Raw genomic sequence first — 22137 nt, 5'->3', positions numbered from 1 at the left:
TCCAGATACGCGGTCCGTCTCCGGTCCTCACCGCCAAGGGTGGGCGGGGGACCGGAGGCCTTCCAACCAGGGATACACCAATCAGTAGGCGCTGACCAAGACGTTTCGCAGCGTCTTCATCTCCTCCAGCGCGCGGCCGGTGCCGAGCGCCACGCAGGAGAGGGGATCGTCGGCGATCGACACCGGCAGGCCGGTGGCGTGGCGCAGGACGAAGTCCAGGTTGCCCAGCAGGGCGCCGCCGCCGGTCAGCACGATGCCCTTGTCGACGATGTCGGCGGCCAGTTCCGGAGCGGTGTGCTCCAGCGCCACCTTCACCGCTTCGACGATGGCCGAAACGGGTTCGGCCAGCGACTCGGCAATCTGCCGTTCGGAGATGATCAGTTCCTTGGGCACGCCGTTCATCAGGTCGCGGCCCTTGATCTCCAGGATGCGGCCTTCGCCGTCCTCGGGCGGACAGGCGGAGCCGATTTCCTTCTTGATCCGCTCGGCCGAGCCTTCGCCGACCAGCAGATTGTGGCTGCGGCGGATGTAGCCGATGATGGCCTCGTCCATCTTGTCGCCGCCGACGCGGACCGAGCGCGAATAGACGATGCCGCCCAGCGACAGCACGGCCACCTCGGTGGTGCCGCCGCCGATGTCGACGACCATCGAGCCCGTCGGTTCGGTCACCGGCAGCCCGGCGCCGATCGCGGCGGCCATCGGCTCCTCGATCAGGAAGACGCGGCGGGCGCCTGCGGCCTCCGCCGATTCCTGGATCGCCCGGCGTTCCACCGCGGTCGAGCCCGACGGCACGCAGATGATGACCTGCGGGCTGGCGAAGCTGCGGCGGTTGTGAACCTTGCGGATGAAATGCTTGATCATTTCCTCCGCGACTTCGAAATCGGCGATGACGCCGTCGCGAAGCGGCCGGATGGCCTGGATATTGCCGGGGGTGCGGCCAAGCATCATCTTCGCCTCGTCACCGACGGCGAGAACCTGCTTTTTGCCGCGCACGTTGGCGATGGCGACGACGGACGGTTCGTTCAGGACGATGCCGCGGCCCTTGACATAGACCAGGGTGTTGGCCGTCCCCAGATCGATCGCCATGTCGGCGGACAGAACGCCGAGCAGTTTGGAGAGCATGGAGCTGACGAACTCTATCAAAGCGGTTGAGACGGCCGAGCCGGCGGGCTGGCATGGCATGCCCGCCAACGGTTCCATAGTCGAATGCGCCCGCACGCTCAAGCGGAGAGTGCGCCCGGCAGCCCTGATACCTGCCGCGGAGACGGTTTCCGGAGAACCGGGGACCGCCGCGGCATGGCGTCTGGTGAGGGGCACATTGGCGGGTTAGGGTTAATATTCCGTCAACGGGCGGAAGCCCGGCGGTCAAGCCCATCCCGATCCGCTGAAAGCCCTGCTGACCAGTGTGACGGTGAAGTGTCTATCTCTGTCGATGCTGCGCCGCAATAGACTTTTGACAGACGAGATGATGGATCACGGTGAATTATCAGTGATGATCTGCCGTCAATTTTGGCTTGGCATTCTCTTCCGGCTTGGTGACATGCCGGTGATGACCTTCCAACCGGTCCATGCAGGCCAGCAGAACACCGGAAATCACGAAGGTCATGTGGATGATGACCAGCCACATCAACTCGTCGCGCGAGGTCTGTGACAGGTTCATGAAGGCCTTCAGCAGGTGAATGCCCGAAATGGCGACGATGGAGGCGATGAGCTTCAGCTTCAGTCCGCCGAAATCGACCTTGCCCATCCAGTCCGGCCGGTCTTCGTGATTGGCGACGTCGATCTTGGAGACGAAGTTCTCGTATCCCGCAAAGATCACCATCAGCAGAAGATTGCCGGCAAAGGACAGGTCGATCAGCGTCAGCACGGCCAGAAGCACGTCCTTCTCGCTCATTTCCAGCACATGCGGGATCATGTGCAGGATCTCCTGCATGAACTTCACCAGCAGGGCGCCCAGTGAAACGACCAGCCCCAGATAAAAGGGGGCGAGCAGCCAGCGGCTGGCGAAGATAACCTGTTCAAAGCGGCGTTCGATCATGGCGGGTTCGGCACGTCGTTGAGGAAGGAAGACACATGAGGCATGTGTCGCAATGCTGCGCCGCAAAATCAATCGGGCAGTTTCGTAAGGTCGCGTCAGGATGGGGATGGGGGCCGCCTTTGGTCATAGGCGCTGTCATCGTACCGTAACGTCCTGGCGCTATGGTAGGGGCTTTGGAAAAGACCGCCGGGAAGGGTTTGGCGACCATGAAGACCTCCGCTCCGCACATCGTGTCCGCGTTCGAGGACGCGCTGAAGCGGCTGAAATCCGCCATCGTGCAGATGGCCGGCGCTGCGGAGACGCAGATCGACCAGGCCCTGACCTGCCTCGCCCAGCGCAACCCCGAGCTTGCGCGGGAGATCGTGGAGTCGGATGCCCGACTCGATACCTTCGAGCACGACATCGAAGCCCATTGCATGCGCCTGCTGGCCCTGCGCCAGCCGGTTGCCGACGACCTGCGCGAGGTCATCGCGGCGCTGAAGATCGCCGGCAACCTGGAGCGCATCGGCGACCATGCCGCCAACACCGCCAAGCGCGCCGTCGCCATCTTCAGTCTGCCCGACTCCGGATCGCTGGCGGGGCTGCCGCAGCTGGGGCGGCTGGTGCGTGAGCGGCTCAGCGCCGTGATCGACGCCTATGTCGACAATGACGGCGAGGCCGCGTTGCGGATCTGGCGCACCGACGACGAGGTGGATGCGCTCTACACCAGCCTTGTTGCGGAAGTGGAACGGTCTGCCCTGGCGGCTCCGGAGCAGTTCACGGCGCACATGCACCTGATGATGATTGCCAAGAATCTGGAACGGATCGGCGACCACGCCACCAACATCGCCGAGGTCGTCTATTTCGTCAGCACCGGCGAGACCCTGCTGGACGAACGTCCGAAGGCCGATCATTCCTACGATCCGGTGGGCTGACGACGGGGGGAAGACGGGACGCGCCGTACGGCATAAGGCCATATTGCGGCGCACCACCGTGCCTATGGGGGATAGCAATTTCGTTGCGGAGCGATCACGTTAGCAGAACGATGCTTCCGTCGCCCACACACGAGACACCATCCGCCTGATGACCGATGACCTGATCCGCCTTTATGCCGCCATCCTCGACCGCCAGCAGATGGACCCGGCCCAGTCAAAGACCGCACGGCTGATTGCTGCCGGGCCGAAGAAGATCGCCAAGAAGGTGGGCGAGGAGGCGGTCGAAGTGGCGCTGGACGCCATGAACGAGGATCGCCAGGGCGTGATCAACGAAAGCGCCGACCTGCTCTATAATCTGTCGGTTCTGTGGGCAACGCTGAATATCCATCCAGACGACGTCTTTGCCGAGATCCGCCGGCGGGAGGCGCTTTACGGGATTGCCGAGAAGCTGCCGAAGACCGTGCCGGAGCGCTGAGGGCGCTCAAGCCACCCCCAGACCGTTCAGCAGCGACAAGCGCCGTTGCGTGAAGGACGCATGCCGGCGCGTCAGTTCCGCGCGGTTGGCGTCATTCCCCTCGCAGCGTTCGCCGTCACGGCCCAGCACGATGCCGTCGGCCGACAGGTGGCGCCAGGCGAAGGCGGCAGGCTCTTCGTGCAGGCTGGCGGCGAGCAGGAACAGCGCCTCGATCCGCGACACCGGCACGCCGGCGCCCAGCAGTGGTGAGGCGAGCTGTCCCGGCGTGTCGCCGAAGCGGTGCCGATCCAGAACCGCGGCGTTGAAGCGGTCGCAAGAGGCTTTTCTGTCGGCAAGGCCATCCTCGGGCATCACCGGTGAGGCCAGTGACAGGCTGGTCAGCAGAACCAGTGCGCGCAGCACCGCATCTTCCCCCTGCGCCGCCAGGGCGGGGCGGGCGAGCAGTGCGTCCAGGCTCTGCGGACCCTCGGCCAGCGCCTCGCCCAGCGGATGGTAGAGGGCCCTTGGGAAGGGCAGGCGGCCGACCGGTGTGGAGGCCACATCCGGCAAATCGTCGGCCGCCACCAGAAGGGCGAAACGGGTTTCTCCCAGCAGCAGGCGTCGTTCGGCCGGACCCAGCCGCTCGCCGCCCTTCACAAACAGGTCGCGACGGAAGCTGCGGTTGGTCATCATGTCACGCAGGGTCTCCGCCTGGGCGGGGTCGCGCGCCTCGGTCGCCAGCGCCTGCTGTGTAGGGGAGAGAGTGAGGTCGTCCAGCTGTTCCATCGGCACGGCGGCGCCGGCGAACTCCAGCTTGGCGGTGGCCAGTTCGCGCGCCACGTCGGCATGGTAGAAGGCGGTCCAGTCGCCGTTCAGATATTCATGGGCGATGTAGTTCGGCGATTTGTGGCGAAGCTGCTCGATCCGCTCCACCACGCCGTCGGTGTTGGCGAACCAGCCGCCGCCCTGCGCCGCGAGCCGGGCGGCGAACTCCACCGCGCGGGCAATCCGGTCGGGAAGCGAGCCGTCGCCCTCGGCGCAACGCTCCACCAGCAGGCGTCGCAACGGCATATGGACCAGGGTGCCGGGCAGGGCGTTGTAGCTGACGAAGACGACACCGCCGGGCGTCAGACGGCGGCGCAGCACCTCCAGCAGGATCGCCCGGTTCTCCGCACTTACCCAGGACCAGACGCCATGCAGCGCGACCGCATCCAGCATCGGCCCATCGCGCCGGGCGTAGTCGGCGAAGCTTTCCTCCAGGAATTCGGCATTGGTCAGCCCGGCATCGGCCGCCAGCCTGCGGGCGCCGGCGATGTGTGAGGGGTTGAAGTCCATCGCCTCGAACCGCGCCGCCGGGTGGGCGCCGGCCAGCAGTGCGCTGGTCAGCCCATGGCCGCAGCCGGGTTCCGCCATGGTGAAGCCGCCGCGCCGCAGAGCTTCGGGCGGACGCCAGCCGCGCAGCGTCAGGGCGAAGCAGAGCAGGGCCGGCGACCAATCACGATAGACGGCGCGGATATAGTCGATGCCGCCGACATAGCCTTCGGTCCAGCCGCCCATCGCCAATCTCCCGTTCCGATGCTCCGTTTCGACAACGCCGGTGTAGCCGCCGGTGGCGGAGTCCGGCCACCGAAAAGCGCGCGTCAAAAAATTCACATGGGGTGCGATTTTGCTATCGACAGGCCAAAAGCCCTTCGTTATAAACCGCGCCACACCGGCCGGGACAACGGCTTGGCCGGCGCGATGAACAGTCGGCTGATTTCAGAAAAGTTTTCAGCCAAGTTCACCGCATCAAGAGATGGGCGCATAGCTCAGTTGGTAGAGCAGCTGACTCTTAATCAGCGGGTCCAAGGTTCGAGTCCTTGTGCGCCCACCATCTCTTGAAGCCATTCCTACGGATGGGCGCATAGCTCAGTTGGTAGAGCAGCTGACTCTTAATCAGCGGGTCCAAGGTTCGAGTCCTTGTGCGCCCACCATCCATAAGGGGCTGGAACCGAGCAGGTTCCGGCCCCTTTCCATTTGCGAGGTTTCGTTTTGCGTGGGAGGGGCGCCTCTCGTGGTGTCCCCTCCCTAACCGTCACCCCTCCGCCTGTGCCAGGAAATCTGCGGTCACCCGGTCCATCGTCGCCAGATGAGTGTGGAACCAGTCGGGGAAATGCTCGGTCACATACAGGCGGGCGCGGGTCTCCTTACCCTCTTCCAGTTCCGCTTCCATGGTTGCGATCACATTCAGGACGCGGGCGTGCTCGTCCTTGTGGCAATGCAAGGCGAAGAAGCCGTGCCGGGTCATCAGCGCGTTCTCGCGGGCAAAATGCTCACGCAGATGCTGGGCGAAGGCGGCGAAGGGGGTCCGAAGCTGGCCGACCGGGGCATTGCAGGCCGCCTGCAGCAGGGCGACCGAATCGACATGGTCCTGGTCCATCACCGCGTAACCAAGGACAGGCACATCAGCGGCAGGGGCGGCGGGCGTGGTGGTGGCAAGCATGATGTTGGCTTCCAAAAAAGATGGCCTTCGGAGACGATGCTCCGAAGGCCACCATACCCGCACGCCGATCATGGTCTCTTGACGATGGTCAAGACACCCGAATCGTCAGGCTTTCGCCTCGCCGGCCTCCAACTCGTCGATGAAGCCGCGGATGACGCCAAGTCCCTTCTGCCAGAAGGCCGGGTCGGAGGCGTCGAGGCCGAACGGGGCCAGCAGCTCCTTGTGGCGTAGCGTGCCGCCGGCCGACAGCATCGCCAGATACTTCTCGGCAAAGCCCTGTTCCGCATCCTGGTAGACCGCATAGAGCGAGTTCACCAGGCAGTCGCCGAAGGCGTAGGCGTAAACGTAGAAGGGCGAGTGGATGAAGTGGGGGATGTAGGACCAGTAATGCCGGTACCCCTCGTCGAAGCGCAGTGCCGGCCCCAGGCTTTCGGCCTGCACCGCCATCCAGATCTCGCCGATGCGGTCCGAGGTCAGTTCACCTTCGCGCCGTTCGGTGTGGACGCGGCGTTCGAAATCGAAGAAGGCGATCTGGCGCACCACCGTGTTCAGCATGTCCTCGACCTTGCCGGCCAGCATGATGCGGCGGCGCTTGGGGTCGGTCTCTGCCGCCAGCAGGGCGCGGAAGGTCAGCATCTCGCCGAACACAGAGGCCGTCTCCGCCAGCGTCAGCGGGGTGTCCGACAGGAAATGACCCTGCTTTCCGGCCAGGATCTGGTGGACGCCATGCCCAAGCTCATGGGCGAGCGTCATCACGTCGCGCGTCTTGCCCTGGTAATTGACCAGCAGATAGGGGTGGACGCTCGGCACGGTCGGATGGGCGAAGGCGCCCGGCGCCTTGCCGGGGCGGACCGGCGCGTCGATCCAGGGATTGTCGAAGAAGCGCTTGCCGAGGCTGGCGAGGTCGGGGGAGAAGCGGCCATAGGCGCCCAGCACGATGTCGCGCGCCTCGCTCCAGGGGATGCTGCGGTCGGCATCCTCCGGCAGGGGGGCGTTGCGGTCCCAATAATCCAGATGGTCCTGGCCGAACCATTTGGCCTTCATCGCGTAATAGCGGTGGGAGAGGTCCGGATAGGCACCCTTGACGGCGGAGACCAGCGCGTCGACGACTTCATCCTCGACCCGGTTGGACAGGTTGCGGGCGGAGGTCGGCGTCGGGTAGTTGCGCCACTCGTCCTCGATCTCCTTATCCTTGGCCAGCGTGTTGGTGACCAGGGCGAACAGCCGCGCATTCTCGCCCAGCACCTTGCCCACCACCTCGCCGGCCTCGCGGCGGACGGCGGGGTTGCGGTCGGACAGGCGGTTCAGGGCCTCCGCACAGGTCAGATCCTTGCCACCCATGGGGAAACGCAGACTGGCGATGGTCTCGTCGAACAGGCGGTTCCAGGCGGCGCGGCCGACCACATGCTTTTCATGCAGCAGACGCTCGATCTCATCGGACAGTTGATGGTCGCGGTAGAGGCGGACGTCGCGCAGCCACGGCCCGTAATGGCGCAACGCTACCGATGCCTTCTGCTTGGCCGTCAGGTCCGTCTCGTCCAGCCGGTTGATCTCCAGAGTGAAGAAGATCAGGTGGGCGGAGATGTCGTTCACCCGCTCCTGCGCCGACTGGTAGAATTTGGCGACCGCCGGGTCGACCATGTTGCCGTTGTAGACCAGTCCGGCATAAGACATGACGCGCGACAGCGTCTCGTCGATGTCCTCATACTGGCGGATCGCCGCGGCCAGATCGTCGCCGGTCAGCATCGCCAGCTTGCCGGCATAGCGCTCGCGGAAGGCTTTGCATTCCCGCTCCATCCGGTCGAGATCGGACTTCAGCTCGGCCGACTCGGTGCCGGGGTAGAGGTCGCTCAGGTCCCAGGTGGGAAGCGTACCCAGATCGGGGGTGTCGTTTGCGGCCGTTGCGGCGCTGCTGGTCATCGAATCCCTCCAGAGATTGGTGGGATCCATATAAGCGCGCACGCGGCGCGGGCAAAGTCCTCATACGGCGGGCGGGCTTCCCAGGGCGGCGCCGATGGGGTGCAGAGCCTGTCGTCCGGCACGCAGGACGGCACGCGACAGCTCGGCCAGCGCGGTACCGGCGATGCGGCTCTGCTGCCAGTAGAGCGGCACGTCCAGCGGCCGGCCGGGCACCAGTTCCACCAGACGGCCGGCGGCCAGATGGTCGGCCACCAGCGGTTCCGGGTTCATTCCCCATCCCATCCCGGCCAGCGCTCCGTCAACGAAGGCGTGGGTGGAGGGGAGCCAGTGGGTCGGTGGGGTGGGCTCCGGCACCGACTCGTGGTCGCTCAGCGCCAGACGCAGCCACTGCACTTGCAACTGGTCCTTGCGGTTGAAGGTCAGGCAGGGCGCGGCGGCAAGGCTGTCCGCCGTTATCCCATCGGGGAAATGGCGGCGCAGGTACTCCGGGCTGGCGGTGGCACGATAGCGCAAGGCCCCCAGCGGACGGCTGTTGCAGCCGGGGACCGGCGCCACGCTGGCGGTGACGGCGGCCAGCACCTCGCCTCTGCGGAGCCATTCGGCGCTATGGTCCTGGTCGTCCAGCACCAGATCGAATAGGCATCCAGGCACGTCCGCCATCGCAGCGACGAACCATGTGGCGAGGCTATCGGCATTCACCGCGATTCGCAGGGTCACCGGCCCGTCCGCCGGGCTGAGGCCGGGCAAGGCGCCGCGCAGTTCGCTTTCCAGCAGAGCCACCTGCTCCACATGTTGGCACAAGCGCTGGCCGGCCACGGTGCCGGTGCAGGGCTGGCCGCGCACCACCAGCACGGTGCCCAGCCGCTCCTCCAGCAACTTCACCCGCTGCGACACTGCTGACGGAGTGACGTGCAACTGCCGCGCGGCGCGCTCGAAGCTGCCGGTGCGGATCACGGCGGCCATGGCCGCCAGCAGCGGATAGTCCAGCATGGATTAGCTCTGCTTCATCTAGGCAAGAAGGATTAAGTACGAGAAAGGGGCGCGTGATGGTAGCGGATTGGCACACACCGACACCGGAACCGCTACAATGACCGACCTTTCCGCCACCGCCCTGCTGCCGGCTTTTCTGCCGGGCCTGCTCCTCGGCTTCAGCCTGATCGTCGCCATCGGGGCGCAGAATGCTTTCGTGCTGCGCCAGGGCTTGCGCAACGAGCATGTGTTGGCGATCTGCGCCACCTGTGCCCTGTCGGATGCCGTGCTGATCCTGGCGGGGGTGAGCGGCTTCGCCACCGTCGCGGCGCGCTGGCCGTGGCTGGAACCGCTGATGCGCTATGCCGGGGCGGTGTTCCTGCTGGTCTATGGCCTGCGCAGCGCGCGGTCGGCTTGGCAGGGCGGCAACGGGCTGAACCCGGCCGACCGGGAGCCGGGCGGGCTGCTGCCGGCGCTGCTGACCTGCCTCGCGCTGACCTGGCTGAACCCGCATGTCTATCTGGACACGGTGGTGCTGGTTGGCTCCGTCTCCGCCCGCTTCGCCGAAGCGCGGGGGGCCTTCGCCCTGGGGGCGATGACGTCGTCCTTCCTGTTCTTCTTCGCGCTCGGCTATGGCGCCCGGCTGCTGCGCCCGCTGTTCGCCCGGCCCACCGCCTGGAAGGTCATGGACGGCGTCATTGCTCTGGTGATGTGGGCGATCGCGGCAGGCCTGCTGATCGGTTAGGCGCGGGCGAACAAGGCCTCGTCCTCGCAGAACAGCAGCGACCGGTGCAGCGCCGTTCCGGCAATCGTACCGGCACCGACGGCCAGCGCCACCGATCCTGCGGCCCGCGCTGCATCGCCGCAGGCGAAGACACCGGGGACATTGGTTTCCTGCATCGTATCGACACGAATATGAGTGCCGAGCGGCCCGTCTTCGCTCGCGCACCCAAGCTGTGCGGCCAGCGGGCTCGCAACGCGGCTTCTCGGCAGCACGAACAGTCCGGCAAAAGGCAATTTGCGTCCGTCGGCGAGCGCGACCTCCGGCGGATCGCCGTCGATCCCGGCGATGAGGGCAGTCTCGATGGCGACCCCGCGCCCCGCCAGATGGGCCGACTGATCGGCGTCGGGTTCGAAAGCGCCATTCAGGAGCAGCGTCGTCGGTCCCCAATCCGGCAGCATCAGCGCGTGGTGCATGGAGTGCCCGGACACGGCGACGACACCGATACGGCCCTGCATCAACTCGTAGCCGTGGCAGTAGGGACAATGGAAAACGGAGCGTCCCCAACGTTCCGCCAGACCGGGAATTGCCGGCAATTCGTCGACAACACCGACGGCGATCAGCAGCCGGCGTGCTCGGTAACCGATGCCGTCCGAGTCGGTGATTTGAAATCCCTCGCGCGTCCGGATGGCCTCTTCGGCCCGGCCGGTCTTCCAGGTGACGGTCGGATAGCGCATCAGCTGGTCGCGGGCTTCGGCGGCGATTTCTCCCGGCGGACGGCCGTCCTGACCGAGGAAACCATGCGAGTGGCTGGCGAAGCGGTTGCGCCGCAGCCCCTCATCCATCACCAGCACCCGGCGTCGGGCACGGGCCAACTGCAGAGCGGCGGCGATGCCGGCATAGCTGCCGCCGACGATGATGGCGTCATAAGTCGTCGTGTCGGTTCCGGTCATGACCGTGCCTTTCCAGGGATTCGCCGGGCGCGTCGTTCACGCCCTTTCATGACACATATTAAGTTACATGAAAGGGCGTGGTCAATGTGCCATGTAACTTATGAAGTGGCCTGAGTCGAAGGGGCCGGAACTAACCGCCCGCCCGGCGTCACACCCGAAGGGAGCGATCACCGATGAGACAGGACAGCCGCCTTTCCCGCATGCTGCATGTGCTGATCCACATGGACCGGCATGACGGTGCGCTGACGTCGGAGGCGATCGCCGAAATGCTGAACACCAATCCGGTGGTCATCCGTCGGACCATGGCGGGACTGCGTGAGGCCGGCCATGTGCGGTCGGAAAAGGGCCATGGCGGCGGCTGGCGGCTGGCACGGCCGCTCGATGGGATCACTCTGCTGGACATTCACCGCGCATTGGGGGAACCGGGGGTCTTCGCCATCGGTCCAACGGCGGACGAGCCGAGTTGTCTGGTGGAGCAGGCCGTCAATGCCGCCCTCGACGGAGCATTGCGTGAGGCGGAGGCGGTGCTCGTCCGCCATCTCGGCCAGGTGACGCTCGCCGATCTCGCCGCCGATTTCGATCGACGTATGAAGGCCCGGGGGAAGTGCTGAAAAGCGGAGTCTAGCCCACTTTGGGCGTCTCCCCCTCCTGTGCGCGTCGGATCGCCGCTTCCACGCATTGCAGGTGCAGCTTCTTGCGGGCGAGTTGGCGGGCGCGGCGCTCCTCCAGGTCGGTGGTCGCCATCGCTTCGATGGCACAGCCGCGCCAGCCGTTGGCGTCCAGGGCGCGGGCGACCTCGGCATAGCCGAAATAGCCCTTCTCCGGCTGCTCCCAGGGCGGGCGGAAGTCGGCGCGGCGCAGGACGAAGCGGTTGGACTGGCTGCCGCCGCCCAGGTTGGTGAGCCGGGCCACGATCAGCCGCTCGCCGTTGCCGTGAACGACGGTCAGGATCGGGCGGATTCCGGTGATGGGTGGATCGACGGCCATGATCCATGCATAACGGTCCGGGGGCGTCCTGACCAGAGCGTCGCTGACCGCACTGCCACACGCTCCATCTCCCGTCCCAATGGAGAAACGCCGATGCGCCCCATCACGATGCCCGTCATGCGGATTGTCCCGAGCCTGTCGTCCGCCGCCCTTTCGCTTCTTCTGCTGATCAATCCCGTTGCGGCCCAACTGGCGCCCGCCCCGGTGGTGGCGCCGCTGGCCTGTGCGGCTTATGCGGCCGGCCCGATGATCGAGGCGCAACTGTTCTTTGGTCGCAACATCGGCGACGCGCTTGGCGTCAGCGAGGGCGACTGGGCCGATTTCCTGAACGCCGAGGTAACGCCGCGCTTTCCCAACGGCCTGACCGTCACCGACGGGTCAGGCCATTGGCGCGATATGGAAACCGGGCGTCTCGTGCGGGAGCCCAGCAAAATCCTGACTCTGCTGGCCGATGGCGATCCTGCGACATTGCGGCTGATCCGCGAAATCGTCGATCTGTACAAGGGACGCTTCCACCAGCAGTCGGTCGCGCTGGTCATTAGACCGGCTTGTGTTTCCTTTTGAATTTCGGGTTCCGGAACAGCGTTTCGCCAATTGGGGAATGCGACAGCTCGCCGCACCCCCGACCTTCAGACATTTGCCTGCTCTTATGCTTTTGTCGCAGATTGTGGAGGCTGCGGAACTGATCGTTTCGCGGCCGAGAGGAAATGCGCACCGAATAGTACCAAAATAGAATGAGGGACGCCCTGCCATGAGCGCGATCGCCAGCACCGCCACCGCCGAGCTTTTCGACCAGATGCATGCCCGTTCCCTGTCGGACCCCGCGGGGTTCTGGGGCGAGGCGGCGAAGGACATCTCCTGGTTCAAGCCGTGGGACAAGGTGCTGGACGACAGCAACGCGCCCTTCTACCGCTGGTTCACCGGCGGGGAGCTGAACACCTGCTACAATGCGGTGGACCGTCATGTGGAAGGCGGGCGCGGCGCCCAGGCGGCGATCATCTATGACAGCCCGGTCACCCAGACCGTCCAGACCATCACCTATGCCGAGTTGCAGGATCAGGTCGCCCGCTTCGCCGGTGCGTTGCGCGCCCAGGGTGTCGAGAAGGGCGACCGGGTCCTTCTGTATATGCCGATGATCCCGCAGTCGCTGGTCGCCATGCTGGCCTGCGCCCGTCTGGGTGCCGTGCATTCGGTGGTGTTCGGCGGCTTCGCCCCGCATGAGCTGGCGACCCGCATCGACGACGCCAAGCCGAAGGCCATCGTCTCGGCCTCCTGCGGCATCGAGCCGAACCGCGTCGTCAAGTACAAGCCGATGCTGGACGCCGCCATCGAACAGTCGTCGCACAAGCCCACCAGCGTCATCGTCTGGCAGCGCCCGCAGGAAACGGCGACGCTGATCGCCGGCCGCGACATCGATTGGGCCGAGGCGGTGGCGAAGGCCGAACCAGCGGAGTGCGTGCCGGTCAAGGCGACCGACCCGCTCTACATCCTCTACACCTCCGGCACGACCGGTCAGCCCAAGGGCGTGGTGCGCGACAATGGCGGCCATGCGGTGGCGCTGCGCTGGACCATGGCCAACATCTACAACGTCAAGCCGGGCGAGGTGTATTGGGCGGCATCGGACGTGGGCTGGGTCGTCGGTCACTCCTACATCGTCTATGCGCCGCTGCTGACCGGCTGCACCACCGTTGTCTTCGAAGGCAAGCCGGTCGGCACCCCCGATCCGGGCACCTTCTGGCGCGTGATCGAGCAGCACAAGGTCGGCACGCTGTTCACCGCCCCGACCGCCTTCCGCGCCATCAAGCGCGAGGATCCGGACGCCAATTACCTGAAGAAATACGACCTGTCGCACTTCCGTGCCCTGTTCCTGGCCGGCGAGCGGTCGGACCCCGATACGCTGCATTGGGCCGAGGACAATCTGAACGTCCCGGTGATTGACCACTGGTGGCAGACGGAGACCGGCTGGGCGATTTCCGGCAACCCGCTGGGTGTCCATCTGTTCCCCATCAAGTACGGCTCCGCCACCCGCCCGATGCCGGGCTGGGACGTGCGGGTGCTGAACGCCGAGCTGAAGGAGGTTCCGCGTGGCGATATCGGCGCCATCTGCGTCAAGCTGCCGCTGCCTCCGGGCACGCTGCCGACGCTGTGGAACGCCGACGAGCGCTATAAGAAGTCCTACCTCGCCGACTACCCGGGCTATTACCAGACCGGCGACGCCGGCTTCGTCGACGATGACGGCTATGTCTATGTCATGGCCCGCACCGACGACATCATCAACGTCGCCGGCCACCGCCTGTCCACCGGTGCCATGGAAGAGGTGCTGTCGAGCCACAAGGACGTCGCCGAATGCGCGGTGATCGGCGTTGCCGACGACCTGAAGGGGCAGGTGCCGCTGGGCTTCGTCTGCCTGAAGGCCGGCGTCACCCGTCCGCATGAGGAGATCGTCAAGGAAGTGGTCCAGCTGGTGCGCGAGCAGATCGGCCCGGTCGCCGATTTCAAGCGCGCCCTGGTGGTCGACCGCCTGCCGAAGACCCGCTCCGGCAAGATCCTGCGCGGCACCATGCAGAAGATCGCCGACAGCCAGGACTACAAGATGCCGGCGACCATCGACGATCCCGGCATCCTGCCGGAGATTGCCGACGCGCTGAAGACGCTGGGCTATGCCAAGTCCAGCAGCACGCCGGCCTGATGCGGTGAACGAAGAGGGGGTGGCCTTCGGGCCGTCCCCTCTTCATTTTGGGAGAGTGTCAGCCGGAAACGACTGACAGATTCTCCGGTTCCTCGCTGCCGAGATCGAGCAGCGGCAGGAAACTCGCCGGCTCCTGCGCGCCGGACAGCGCGTAGCGGCGGTTGAAGATGTAGCAGGGGACTGCCTGCAACCCCATCTGGCGGGCCAGCGCGTCGGCGGCCAGCACCGCGGCCGATTCGGCGTCGGTGGAAAGCTGGCGCCGGGTCTCGACGAAATCCATTCCCAGCCCGGCGGCGACGCTGGCCAGCGCGTCCGGATCGCCGATGTCGACGCCTTCGACGAAATAGGCGGCGAACAGCGCGTCGGCCATCGCATTGCCCAGCCCCAGGCGGCCGGCGATGCGGACCAGCCGGTGCGCGTCGAAGCTGTTGGGCGTGCGCTGGATGCGGTCGAGCGCCAGCGGCAGCCCGTCGCGCGTCGCCGTGTCCTCCACCACCCGGTGAATCTGCCGCGCCCGCTCGGTCCCTCCGAATTTGGCGGCCAGATAGTCCTCGCGCGACATCCCGCTGCGCGGCATGTCCGGGTTCAGCTGGAACGGTTGCCAGCGGAGTTCAGGGCGCAGGTTGGGCCGCTGCATCAGCGCGCGGTCGAGCCGGCGCTTGCCGATGTAGCACCAGGGGCAGATCAGGTCGGCGAAGGTTTCGATCAGCATGGCGCCACTATCAGCGCGTGCCCGGAATGGAGCAACTGCTTCTTCCGCCCCATCCCGCCCCGCAACCGTTTGTTAACCGAGTTTGCCCGACAGTCCGGAGTGGCTCCGCCCGTCACCCTGCGGCCGGCGGACATATCCCGGTGGGCGATTCCCGATGAGCAATTCCTACGTCGACGGCAAGGTGCGCGAAGCGATCCTGGCGGCCAAGGGCAGCCGGATGAATGCGCAGAAGATCCTGATGGCCTGGGCCGTCGAGGATCCCGAGCTGCTGCGCGGGATTGCCCAGCCCTTCCTGAAGGCGATCGCCGCCGCCGCCATCGAGCGCGCCGGCCGCCCCCCCAGCAGCAGGTCCGCCGCGCGCCCGGCCGCCGCAGGCGGTGCGGGGGGAGGGCGTCCGTCCGCCTCCGGCCTCAGCCGCGATGCGCTCGAAAATCTGCTGAACCAGTTGGGCCGCGAGCCGGACGAGTCCGTCCCCCAACGCCCCGTGCCGGCCGGCAAGACTGCTGCTGCAGGGGGGGCGGGAGCAGGGAAGGGCGCCACCGTCCACAACGCTCCGGCGGGCGGACCGAACCATGAAAAGGCGATGATGGCGATCGCCAAGGCCTTCGTCGCCAAGAAGGTGCGCTGAGGCGCCCTTACGGGCCGTTGGTTTACGACCCGTTGTTCGGGGCGTAGGGCGTCGGCTCGTCGAACCAGCCCTTCTTGCGCGGCAGGGTGCGGATGTCCGGCGGCGGGCTGGCCAGCGCGGTGTTGCCGTTGCGGTAGGGGTCCGGAATATGGTGGCATTCCACGTCGGCCAGCGTGCGATAGCAGTAGAGGCGCGACCGGTCGACCTCGACCTTGTCCGGACAATAGTCGCCGTCCTTCTCGAAACTCAGGATCGAGCAATCGCGGCCGGTGGCGGCAGAGACGATGTGGTCGCCGATGGTCTTCTTGGTGGCGTTCAGCGTCACGACATCGGCGCCGGCTGCCGCCAGCCCGAGCGGAGAGGTGCAGCCGGCTAGAGCCATCATGGGAATCGCAAGCGACACGGCGACCCAGCCCCGCATCCGACCTTTTTCCGTCGCGCCCGATACTGCGACCATGCCCGCGCCCACCATCCAGCAGTTCCCGATGCTACGCACACGCCGCACCCGATTCTGCACAGTGCACGTGAGCGCGGTTAACAAGCGGTGAATTCACCGATGGGGCACCCCTCAGCGCAGCAGGGTGCAGATGCGAGACCGGCATTGCACGACGACGAAGGCGTCCTTGTCCTCGGTGCAGCCGACTTTGAAGGTGGTCGCCCCCTCGCGCCCCATGGTGTAGCGCAGCACCTCGACCTTCGCCGGCGTGCAGTTGCCCATCGATTTGGCGATCTCCTTTGCCTCGGCCTGTGCGGCTGAGACGTTGGCCGCCGCCATCGCCGGACCCGCCGCGAAGATGGCGAGGACCGGCAGGGCGGCAGCAAGGCGGAGGAGGAGCGAATCGCGGATCGGCATGGCGCGACTATCGCACGGGGTAGGGCGCTCCGGAAGGGCTGCCTCCGAAATGTCGCAGCAATGCGAATCACGCCGCGCGGCGGCGGCGAAACTGGTATGGTCGGACGTATAACGCGACCGTGACGGCTCCTTGCCGACCGGTCCAGGATCAGGGCGGGGAAACGCATGACTTCGAACGATCGGCGGCTGGGCGACCGCATTCTCGCCGCGCTGGAACTGGCGCTGGAACAGAAGCATCTCGACGTTGCCGAACATCTCGCCCGCGCACTAGAGGAGACGCTGACCCGTTTTGGCGGACCCGATGCGGTCGACCACCGCGAGCTGTCGGCCGGCATGCTGCAGGCCTTCGAGCAGTTGGAGGAGATGCGCCGCGCCGCCCATCGACTACCGTGACCCGGTCGGTGGATCGGCCCCGGGCAATGGGCATCGCGGCCGGTGTTTTTTGCAATTTGGTGATTGACAGGCGGCGTACTAGGCGACTACAAACCGCCCACCGAACGACGGGGCCTTCAACGGTTCCGGTGAAAAACACCAAGCAGTCCAAGGCTTTGGCTCTGAGGCGGTCCGGTGTTTCGAACAAGTCGCTCTGCGCGGGTGTAGCTCAGTTGGTTAGAGCGCCGGCCTGTCACGCCGGAGGCCGCGGGTTCAAGTCCCGTCACTCGCGCCACTTTCTCTTTGAAATTCGGCGTCAATCGCCAGTACGGCCTAAGGACTCGCGAATCGCGGGTCCTTTTTCGCATGGCTATTGTCTTTCCTTTCCCCGATTTTAAAAACGTGGTATTACCAAGCTCTTCCGCGGGGACCTGCTTGTCCTTCCGCGTGGTGAAAAGCGATTCAAAGCGCTTTCCTTGCCCACGGTCTCGGCATATATTCCGGCCCGTCTGATGGGCTAATCCAAGGCATGGCTGCCACGGCTTTGCGCTTCCGCCGATTTCCCGGCCGGAACGGCGCCCGTGGTCGTGGGCTTATGGGAGGAACGCGGTGTCGACTCCGCTGATCATTGAGTATCTTCCGATCCTGGTGTTTCTGCTGATCGGCATCGCGCTGGCCGCGGTGATGGTGGGGGCATCCTACGTCATCAGCCCGAAGAACCCGGACGCCGAGAAGGTCTCCCCCTACGAATGCGGCTTCGAGCCGTTCGAGGACGCGCGCACCAAGTTCGACGTGCGGTTCTACCTGGTCTCGATCCTGTTCATCATCTTCGACCTGGAAGTCGCCTTCCTGTTCCCGTGGGCGGTTGCGCTCGGCGACATCGGGCTGTTCGGCTTCTGGTCGATGATGCTGTTCCTGGGCATCCTGACCATCGGCTTCATTTATGAGTGGAAGAAAGGAGCTCTGGAATGGGAGTAGAGGTCGCCAAGCCGCTGGCGCCGATTCCGCCCGGACCGGAACAGGACGCCTACATCCGCGCGGTCTCCGACGAGATCCAGGACAAGGGCTTCGTGCTGGCGAAGTACGAGGATCTGCTGGCCTGGGCCCGGACCGGTTCGCTGTGGCCGATGACCTTCGGGCTGGCCTGCTGCGCGGTGGAGATGATCCACGCCTATATGAGCCGGTATGACCTGGACCGCTTCGGTGTCATTCCGCGTCCCAGCCCGCGCCAGTCCGACTGCATGATCGTCGCCGGCACCCTGACCAACAAGATGGCGCCGGCGCTCCGCAAGGTCTACGACCAGATGCCGGAGCCGCGCTGGGTCATTTCGATGGGGTCCTGCGCCAACGGCGGCGGCTATTACCACTATTCCTACGCGGTGGTGCGTGGCTGCGACCGGATCGTGCCGGTGGACATCTATGTCCCCGGCTGCCCGCCGACTGCGGAGGCGCTGATTTACGGCATCCTCCAGCTCCAGAAGAAGATCAAGCGCGGCAATCGCATCGCCCGCTGACCACGGCGTACCGTCCCGCTTCCGGACCCCGGAGGCGGGACGAACGACAAGCGCGCTGAAGACAAGTAGGAAGGCAGGGTCCCACCCATGTCCGAACAGGCGTTGAAGGAACTCGGGGACGTCATCGCCGCCAAGATCGGCGGCGACGTCCTGAAGGTCGAGGTGAGGCTCGGCGAACTGATGGTGACGGTCAAGCGGCCGGCCATCCTGGCGGTGCTGACCGCGCTGCGCGACGATCCGGCGACCCGGTTCGAGCAGCTGACCGACATCACCGCGGTCGATTACCCGGACCGCGCGGAGCGGTTCGAGGTCGTCTACCAGCTGCTCAGCTACACCCACAACCGGCGCATGCGCGTGAAGCTGGCCACCGATGAGGACACACCCGTCCCGTCGGCCGTTGCCGTCTTCAGCGCCGCGAACTGGTTTGAGCGCGAGGTGTGGGACCTGTTCGGCATCTTCTTCGAGAACCATCCGGATCTGCGCCGCATCCTCACCGATTACGGGTTCGAGGGTCACCCCTTCCGCAAGGACTTCCCGCTGACCGGCTACGTCGAAGCCCGCTACGACGAGGACCAGAAGCGCGTGATCTACGAGCCGGTCCGTCTGACCCAGGATTTCCGCGCCTTCGACTTCCTCAGCCCGTGGGAAGGCATGACCAACGTCATGCTGCCCGGCGATGAGAAGGCGGCCCTCCAGGACGGGAGCAAGAAGCCGTGAGCATGACCGTTTCGACCGAATCGGCGACCGGCGTCGTCTCGACGGGTCCGAACGGCGCGATCAGCGCCTCCGGTCCGGAGACCAAGACGCAGATCAAGCCCTATACGATGAATTTCGGGCCGCAGCATCCGGCTGCCCACGGCGTGCTCCGTCTGGTGATGGAGCTGAACGGCGAGGTGGTGGAGCGTTGCGATCCGCACATCGGCCTGCTGCACCGCGGCACCGAGAAGCTGATCGAGTACAAGACCTACATCCAGGCCGTGCCGTATTTCGACCGTCTGGACTATGTCAGCCCGATGTGCATGGAGCACGCCTATGTGCTCGGCATCGAGAATCTGCTGCAGATCAAGGCGCCGCTGCGCGCCCAGTACATCCGCGTGCTGTTCTCGGAAATCACGCGCATCCTGAACCACATCCTGTCGATCACGACCGGTGCGCTCGACGTCGGCGCGATCACCCCGGCGCTGTGGGGCTTCGAGGAACGCGAAATCCTCATGGAGTTCTACGAGCGCGTGTCGGGTGCGCGCCTGCACGCCAACTATTTCCGGCCGGGCGGCGTCGCCTGGGACATTCCGGACGGTCTGCTGGACGACATCTGGGCCTTCACCGAGCGTTTTCCAAAGTTCATGGACGACCTCGAAAGCCTGCTGACCGAGAACCGCATCTTCAAGCAGCGCACGGTCGACATCGGCATCGTCACCAAGGAGCAGGCGCTCGACTGGGCCTTCACCGGTCCGATGCTGCGCGGCTCCGGCGTCGCCTGGGACCTGCGCAAGTCGCAGCCCTACGAGGTCTACGACCGCATGGAGTTCGACGTCCCGGTCGGCCTGACCGGCGACTGCTGGGCGCGCTATCTGGTCCGCATGGAGGAGATGAAGCAGTCGCTGCGCATCATCCGCCAGTGCTGTAAGGAGATGCCGGCCGGTCCCTACAAGATCGAGGACCGCAAAGTGTCCCCGCCGCCGCGCGGCGAGATGAAGCGCTCGATGGAAGCGCTGATCCACCACTTCAAGCTCTTCACCGAGGGCTTCCACGTTCCCGCCGGCGAGACCTACACCGCCATCGAGGCGCCCAAGGGCGAGTTCGGCGTGTATCTGGTGTCCGACGGCACCAACAAGCCCTACCGCTGCAAGATCCGCGCGCCGGGCTTCGCCCATCTTCAGGGCCTGGACTTCATGTCGAAGGGTCACATGCTGGCCGACGCCGTCGCCAACATCGCCTCGATGGACATCGTTTTCGGAGAAATCGATCGATGAGCGCGCCCGCTTCCGATCACGGCCACGCCGAGCCGACCAGCTTCACCTTCACTCCGGAAAACCTGGAGCTGGCGAAGCGCATCATCGCCAAGTACCCGGCCGGCAAGCAGGCCAGCGCCTGCATGCCGCTGCTGGACGTCGCCCAACGTCAGCACGGCGGCTGGCTGCCGCGCGTCGCCATGGACGCCGTGGCCGACCTGCTCGGCATGCCGCGCATCCGCGTGTACGAGGTCGCAACCTTCTACACGATGTACAACAAGAACCCGGTCGGCCGGCATCACATCCAGGTCTGCACCACCACGCCCTGCTGGCTGCGCGGGTCGGACGACATCGTCCACACCTGCAAGAAGAAGCTCGGCATCGAGGTGGGCGAGACCACGGCCGACGGCCAGTTCACGCTGGGCGAGGTCGAGTGCTCGGGCGCCTGCGTCAACGCGCCGGTTGTGCAGATCGGCGACGATTACTACGAAGACGTGGCCCCGGAGCATATGGAGCGCATCCTCGACGCGCTGGCGCGCGGCGAGACGCCGAAGCCCGGTTCGCAGACCGGCCGTCAGTCCTCGGAGCCGGTCGGCGGCCCGACGACGCTGAAGGCCTTTACCACCGCGCAAGCGGACGCCACCGCACAAGCGGACGATTGAGGGGGAGGGGACAGCGATGCTTCGCGATGAGGACCGCATCTTCACCAACCTCTACGGCTACCAGGACTTCGGTCTTGACGGGGCCCGCAAGCGCGGTGACTGGGACAACACGGCGTCCTTCCTGGCTAATGGCCGGGAATGGATCATCGAGCAGGTGAAGGAATCGGGGCTGCGCGGCCGCGGCGGCGCCGGCTTCTCGACCGGCATGAAGTGGTCCTTCATGCCGAAGAACGTGACCGACAAGCCCGTCTACCTCGTCATCAACGCCGACGAGGGCGAGCCCGGCACCTGCAAGGACCGCGACATCCTGCGCCACGATCCGCACAAGCTGATCGAAGGCTGCCTGATCGCCGGTTTCGCCATCGGTGCCAGCGCCTGCTACATCTACATCCGCGGCGAGTTCTACAACGAGGGCTCCAACGTCCAGCGCGCCATCGACGAAGCGTATGCGGCGGGGCTGATCGGCAAGAACGCCTGCGGCACCGGTTACGATTACGACGTCTACATCCACCGCGGTGCGGGCGCGTACATCTGTGGCGAGGAAACCGCGCTCATCGAGTCGATCGAGGGCAAGAAGGGGCAGCCGCGCAACAAGCCGCCGTTCCCCGCCCAGGCCGGTCTCTATTCCTGCCCGACCACGGTGAACAACGTCGAATCGATCGCGGTGGTTCCGACCATCCTGCGTCGCGGCGCCTCCTGGTTCGCCGGCCTCGGCCGTCCGAAGAACTCGGGCACCAAGCTCTTCTGCATCTCCGGGCACGTCAACAAGCCGTGCAACGTGGAAGAGGAGATGGGCATTCCGCTGAAGGAGCTGATCGAGAAGCATGCCGGCGGCGTGCGCGGCGGCTGGGACAATCTGCTGGGCATCATCCCCGGTGGGTCCTCGGTTCCGGTCCTGCCGAAGTCGATCTGCGACACCGTCCTGATGGACTTCGACTCCTTGCGCGAAGTGCAGTCGGGCCTCGGCACCGCCGCGGTGATCGTGATGGACAAGTCCACCGATATCGTGAAGGCCATCGCCCGCCTGTCGTCCTTCTATGCGCATGAATCCTGCGGCCAGTGCACGCCGTGTCGCGAGGGCACCGGCTGGATGAGCCGCGTCATGCAGCGCATGGTCACCGGCAACGCGCGGATGGAAGAGATCGACATGCTGCTGCAGGTCACCAAGCAGGTCGAAGGCCACACCATCTGCGCGCTCGGCGACGCTGCCGCCTGGCCGATCCAGGGCCTGTTCCGCCACTTCCGCCCGGAAGTGGAGCGGCGCATTCAGGCCTACCGCAACAGCGCCCCGCTGGCGGCCGAGTAAGGAGTTCCCGT

The 22137-nt window shown here is 65.6% G+C and carries 25 protein-coding genes and 3 tRNA genes; 17 read left to right on the top strand and 11 right to left on the bottom strand.

The window, feature by feature from the left end:
• Positions 1-81 precede the first annotated feature (81 nt).
• Together J2848_RS06935 and J2848_RS06930 are read right to left on the bottom strand one after the other, a co-directional pair.
• The gene (locus J2848_RS06935) at positions 82-1122 is read right to left on the bottom strand and encodes a rod shape-determining protein (RefSeq protein ID WP_012974729.1); all 1041 of its coding nucleotides are present in this window, start codon (positions 1120-1122) and stop codon (positions 82-84) included.
• A 364-nt stretch (positions 1123-1486) separates the two neighbouring features.
• Positions 1487-2038, bottom strand: a complete 552-nt coding sequence (locus J2848_RS06930; RefSeq protein ID WP_149229870.1) for a TIGR00645 family protein — start codon at positions 2036-2038, stop codon at positions 1487-1489.
• Between the two features lie 206 nt (positions 2039-2244).
• On the opposite strand from J2848_RS06930, the gene phoU reads away from it, so the two are divergent.
• Both phoU and hisE read left to right on the top strand, forming a co-directional pair.
• Positions 2245-2952, top strand: coding sequence for a phosphate signaling complex protein PhoU (gene phoU / locus J2848_RS06925; RefSeq protein WP_149229871.1), 708 nt, complete (start codon positions 2245-2247; stop codon positions 2950-2952).
• A gap of 148 nt (positions 2953-3100) precedes the next feature.
• Entirely contained in the window at positions 3101-3427 is a 327-nt protein-coding gene (gene hisE, locus J2848_RS06920) for a phosphoribosyl-ATP diphosphatase (RefSeq protein WP_149229872.1), read from the top strand.
• 6 nt (positions 3428-3433) lie between these two features.
• Here hisE and J2848_RS06915 read toward each other — a convergent pair whose 3' ends face one another.
• Positions 3434-4963, bottom strand: a complete 1530-nt coding sequence (locus J2848_RS06915) for a class I SAM-dependent methyltransferase (protein WP_149229873.1) — start codon at positions 4961-4963, stop codon at positions 3434-3436.
• A 240-nt stretch (positions 4964-5203) separates the two neighbouring features.
• Between J2848_RS06915 and J2848_RS06910 the strand changes: the two genes are divergently transcribed.
• Both J2848_RS06910 and J2848_RS06905 read left to right on the top strand, forming a co-directional pair.
• Positions 5204-5279: transfer RNA gene (locus tag J2848_RS06910), tRNA-Lys, on the top strand.
• 24 nt (positions 5280-5303) lie between these two features.
• A tRNA-Lys gene (locus tag J2848_RS06905) sits at positions 5304-5379 on the top strand.
• A 101-nt stretch (positions 5380-5480) separates the two neighbouring features.
• Here J2848_RS06905 and J2848_RS06900 read toward each other — a convergent pair.
• The 3 genes from J2848_RS06900 to J2848_RS06890 all read right to left on the bottom strand — a co-directional run bounded on the left by J2848_RS06900 (position 5481) and on the right by J2848_RS06890 (position 8798).
• Positions 5481-5888, bottom strand: a complete 408-nt coding sequence (locus tag J2848_RS06900; RefSeq protein WP_149229874.1) for a bacteriohemerythrin — start codon at positions 5886-5888, stop codon at positions 5481-5483.
• A 105-nt stretch (positions 5889-5993) separates the two neighbouring features.
• Entirely contained in the window at positions 5994-7808 is a 1815-nt protein-coding gene (locus tag J2848_RS06895) for a M3 family oligoendopeptidase (protein WP_149229875.1), read from the bottom strand.
• A gap of 60 nt (positions 7809-7868) precedes the next feature.
• Positions 7869-8798 carry a LysR family transcriptional regulator ArgP gene (locus J2848_RS06890; protein ID WP_149229876.1) on the bottom strand — a complete coding sequence of 310 codons (930 nt, stop codon included), beginning with the start codon at positions 8796-8798 and terminating at the stop codon, positions 7869-7871.
• Positions 8799-8895: 97 nt separating this feature from the next.
• Here J2848_RS06890 and J2848_RS06885 point away from each other — a divergent pair, with 97 nt between their 5' ends.
• Positions 8896-9522 (top strand): LysE/ArgO family amino acid transporter, encoded by a 627-nt coding sequence (locus J2848_RS06885; protein ID WP_149229877.1) that lies wholly within the window; start codon positions 8896-8898, stop codon positions 9520-9522.
• On the opposite strand, the gene J2848_RS06880 is transcribed toward J2848_RS06885, so the two are convergent.
• Complete coding sequence (locus J2848_RS06880) at positions 9519-10451, bottom strand: NAD(P)/FAD-dependent oxidoreductase (RefSeq protein WP_149229878.1); 933 nt, start codon at positions 10449-10451, stop codon at positions 9519-9521. The two genes, J2848_RS06885 and J2848_RS06880, sit on opposite strands and share 4 nt — an antisense overlap.
• A gap of 173 nt (positions 10452-10624) precedes the next feature.
• On the opposite strand from J2848_RS06880, the gene J2848_RS06875 reads away from it, so the two are divergent.
• Positions 10625-11062: an Rrf2 family transcriptional regulator gene (locus J2848_RS06875; protein ID WP_149229879.1), complete on the top strand. Its 438-nt coding sequence runs from the start codon at positions 10625-10627 to the stop codon at positions 11060-11062.
• A 10-nt stretch (positions 11063-11072) separates the two neighbouring features.
• On the opposite strand, the gene J2848_RS06870 is transcribed toward J2848_RS06875, so the two are convergent.
• Positions 11073-11438: a hypothetical protein gene (locus J2848_RS06870; protein ID WP_149229880.1), complete on the bottom strand. Its 366-nt coding sequence runs from the start codon at positions 11436-11438 to the stop codon at positions 11073-11075.
• 93 nt (positions 11439-11531) lie between these two features.
• Here J2848_RS06870 and J2848_RS06865 point away from each other — a divergent pair, with 93 nt between their 5' ends.
• Positions 11532-12002 carry a DUF3574 domain-containing protein gene (locus tag J2848_RS06865; RefSeq protein WP_149229881.1) on the top strand — a complete coding sequence of 157 codons (471 nt, stop codon included), beginning with the start codon at positions 11532-11534 and terminating at the stop codon, positions 12000-12002.
• A gap of 187 nt (positions 12003-12189) precedes the next feature.
• Positions 12190-14127, top strand: a complete 1938-nt coding sequence (locus tag J2848_RS06860; RefSeq protein ID WP_149229882.1) for a propionyl-CoA synthetase — start codon at positions 12190-12192, stop codon at positions 14125-14127.
• Between the two features lie 58 nt (positions 14128-14185).
• On the opposite strand, the gene J2848_RS06855 is transcribed toward J2848_RS06860, so the two are convergent.
• Positions 14186-14839, bottom strand: a complete 654-nt coding sequence (locus tag J2848_RS06855; protein ID WP_149229883.1) for a DsbA family oxidoreductase — start codon at positions 14837-14839, stop codon at positions 14186-14188.
• A gap of 154 nt (positions 14840-14993) precedes the next feature.
• Here J2848_RS06855 and J2848_RS06850 point away from each other — a divergent pair, with 154 nt between their 5' ends.
• Positions 14994-15467, top strand: a complete 474-nt coding sequence (locus J2848_RS06850; protein WP_149229884.1) for a hypothetical protein — start codon at positions 14994-14996, stop codon at positions 15465-15467.
• 22 nt (positions 15468-15489) lie between these two features.
• On the opposite strand, the gene J2848_RS06845 is transcribed toward J2848_RS06850, so the two are convergent.
• Positions 15490-15888, bottom strand: coding sequence for a hypothetical protein (locus J2848_RS06845; protein WP_246193675.1), 399 nt, complete (start codon positions 15886-15888; stop codon positions 15490-15492).
• 147 nt (positions 15889-16035) lie between these two features.
• Positions 16036-16320, bottom strand: coding sequence for a hypothetical protein (locus tag J2848_RS06840; RefSeq protein WP_246193676.1), 285 nt, complete (start codon positions 16318-16320; stop codon positions 16036-16038).
• Between the two features lie 165 nt (positions 16321-16485).
• Between J2848_RS06840 and J2848_RS06835 the strand changes: the two genes are divergently transcribed.
• From J2848_RS06835 to nuoF, 8 genes are all read left to right on the top strand, one after another.
• Positions 16486-16713: a hypothetical protein gene (locus J2848_RS06835; RefSeq protein ID WP_149229886.1), complete on the top strand. Its 228-nt coding sequence runs from the start codon at positions 16486-16488 to the stop codon at positions 16711-16713.
• A gap of 197 nt (positions 16714-16910) precedes the next feature.
• Positions 16911-16987 (top strand) — tRNA-Asp (locus tag J2848_RS06830).
• A 314-nt stretch (positions 16988-17301) separates the two neighbouring features.
• The gene (locus J2848_RS06825; protein ID WP_045580751.1) at positions 17302-17670 is read left to right on the top strand and encodes an NADH-quinone oxidoreductase subunit A; all 369 of its coding nucleotides are present in this window, start codon (positions 17302-17304) and stop codon (positions 17668-17670) included.
• Positions 17661-18206 carry a NuoB/complex I 20 kDa subunit family protein gene (locus J2848_RS06820; protein WP_174470176.1) on the top strand — a complete coding sequence of 182 codons (546 nt, stop codon included), beginning with the start codon at positions 17661-17663 and terminating at the stop codon, positions 18204-18206. The genes J2848_RS06825 and J2848_RS06820 overlap by 10 nt, the downstream gene beginning before the upstream one ends.
• Before the next feature lie 87 nt (positions 18207-18293).
• Positions 18294-18923, top strand: coding sequence for an NADH-quinone oxidoreductase subunit C (locus tag J2848_RS06815; protein ID WP_109074000.1), 630 nt, complete (start codon positions 18294-18296; stop codon positions 18921-18923).
• Between the two features lie 107 nt (positions 18924-19030).
• On the top strand, positions 19031-20179 hold the full coding sequence (locus tag J2848_RS06810) for an NADH-quinone oxidoreductase subunit D (RefSeq protein WP_244560922.1): 1149 nt from the start codon (positions 19031-19033) through the stop codon (positions 20177-20179).
• A complete protein-coding gene (gene nuoE / locus J2848_RS06805) occupies positions 20176-20820 on the top strand; it encodes an NADH-quinone oxidoreductase subunit NuoE (protein WP_149229887.1) in 645 nt (214 codons plus the stop codon). Before J2848_RS06810 ends, nuoE begins: the two co-directional genes overlap by 4 nt.
• A 16-nt stretch (positions 20821-20836) precedes the next feature.
• Complete coding sequence (gene nuoF / locus J2848_RS06800) at positions 20837-22126, top strand: NADH-quinone oxidoreductase subunit NuoF (RefSeq protein ID WP_149229888.1); 1290 nt, start codon at positions 20837-20839, stop codon at positions 22124-22126.
• Positions 22127-22137: the final 11 nt, after the last annotated feature.

Origin of the sequence: Azospirillum lipoferum, from assembly GCF_024170005.1 — a bacterium.
Classification (GTDB): Bacteria; Pseudomonadota; Alphaproteobacteria; order Azospirillales; family Azospirillaceae; genus Azospirillum; species Azospirillum lipoferum.
This window is presented reverse-complemented; position numbering and strand designations above follow the sequence as displayed.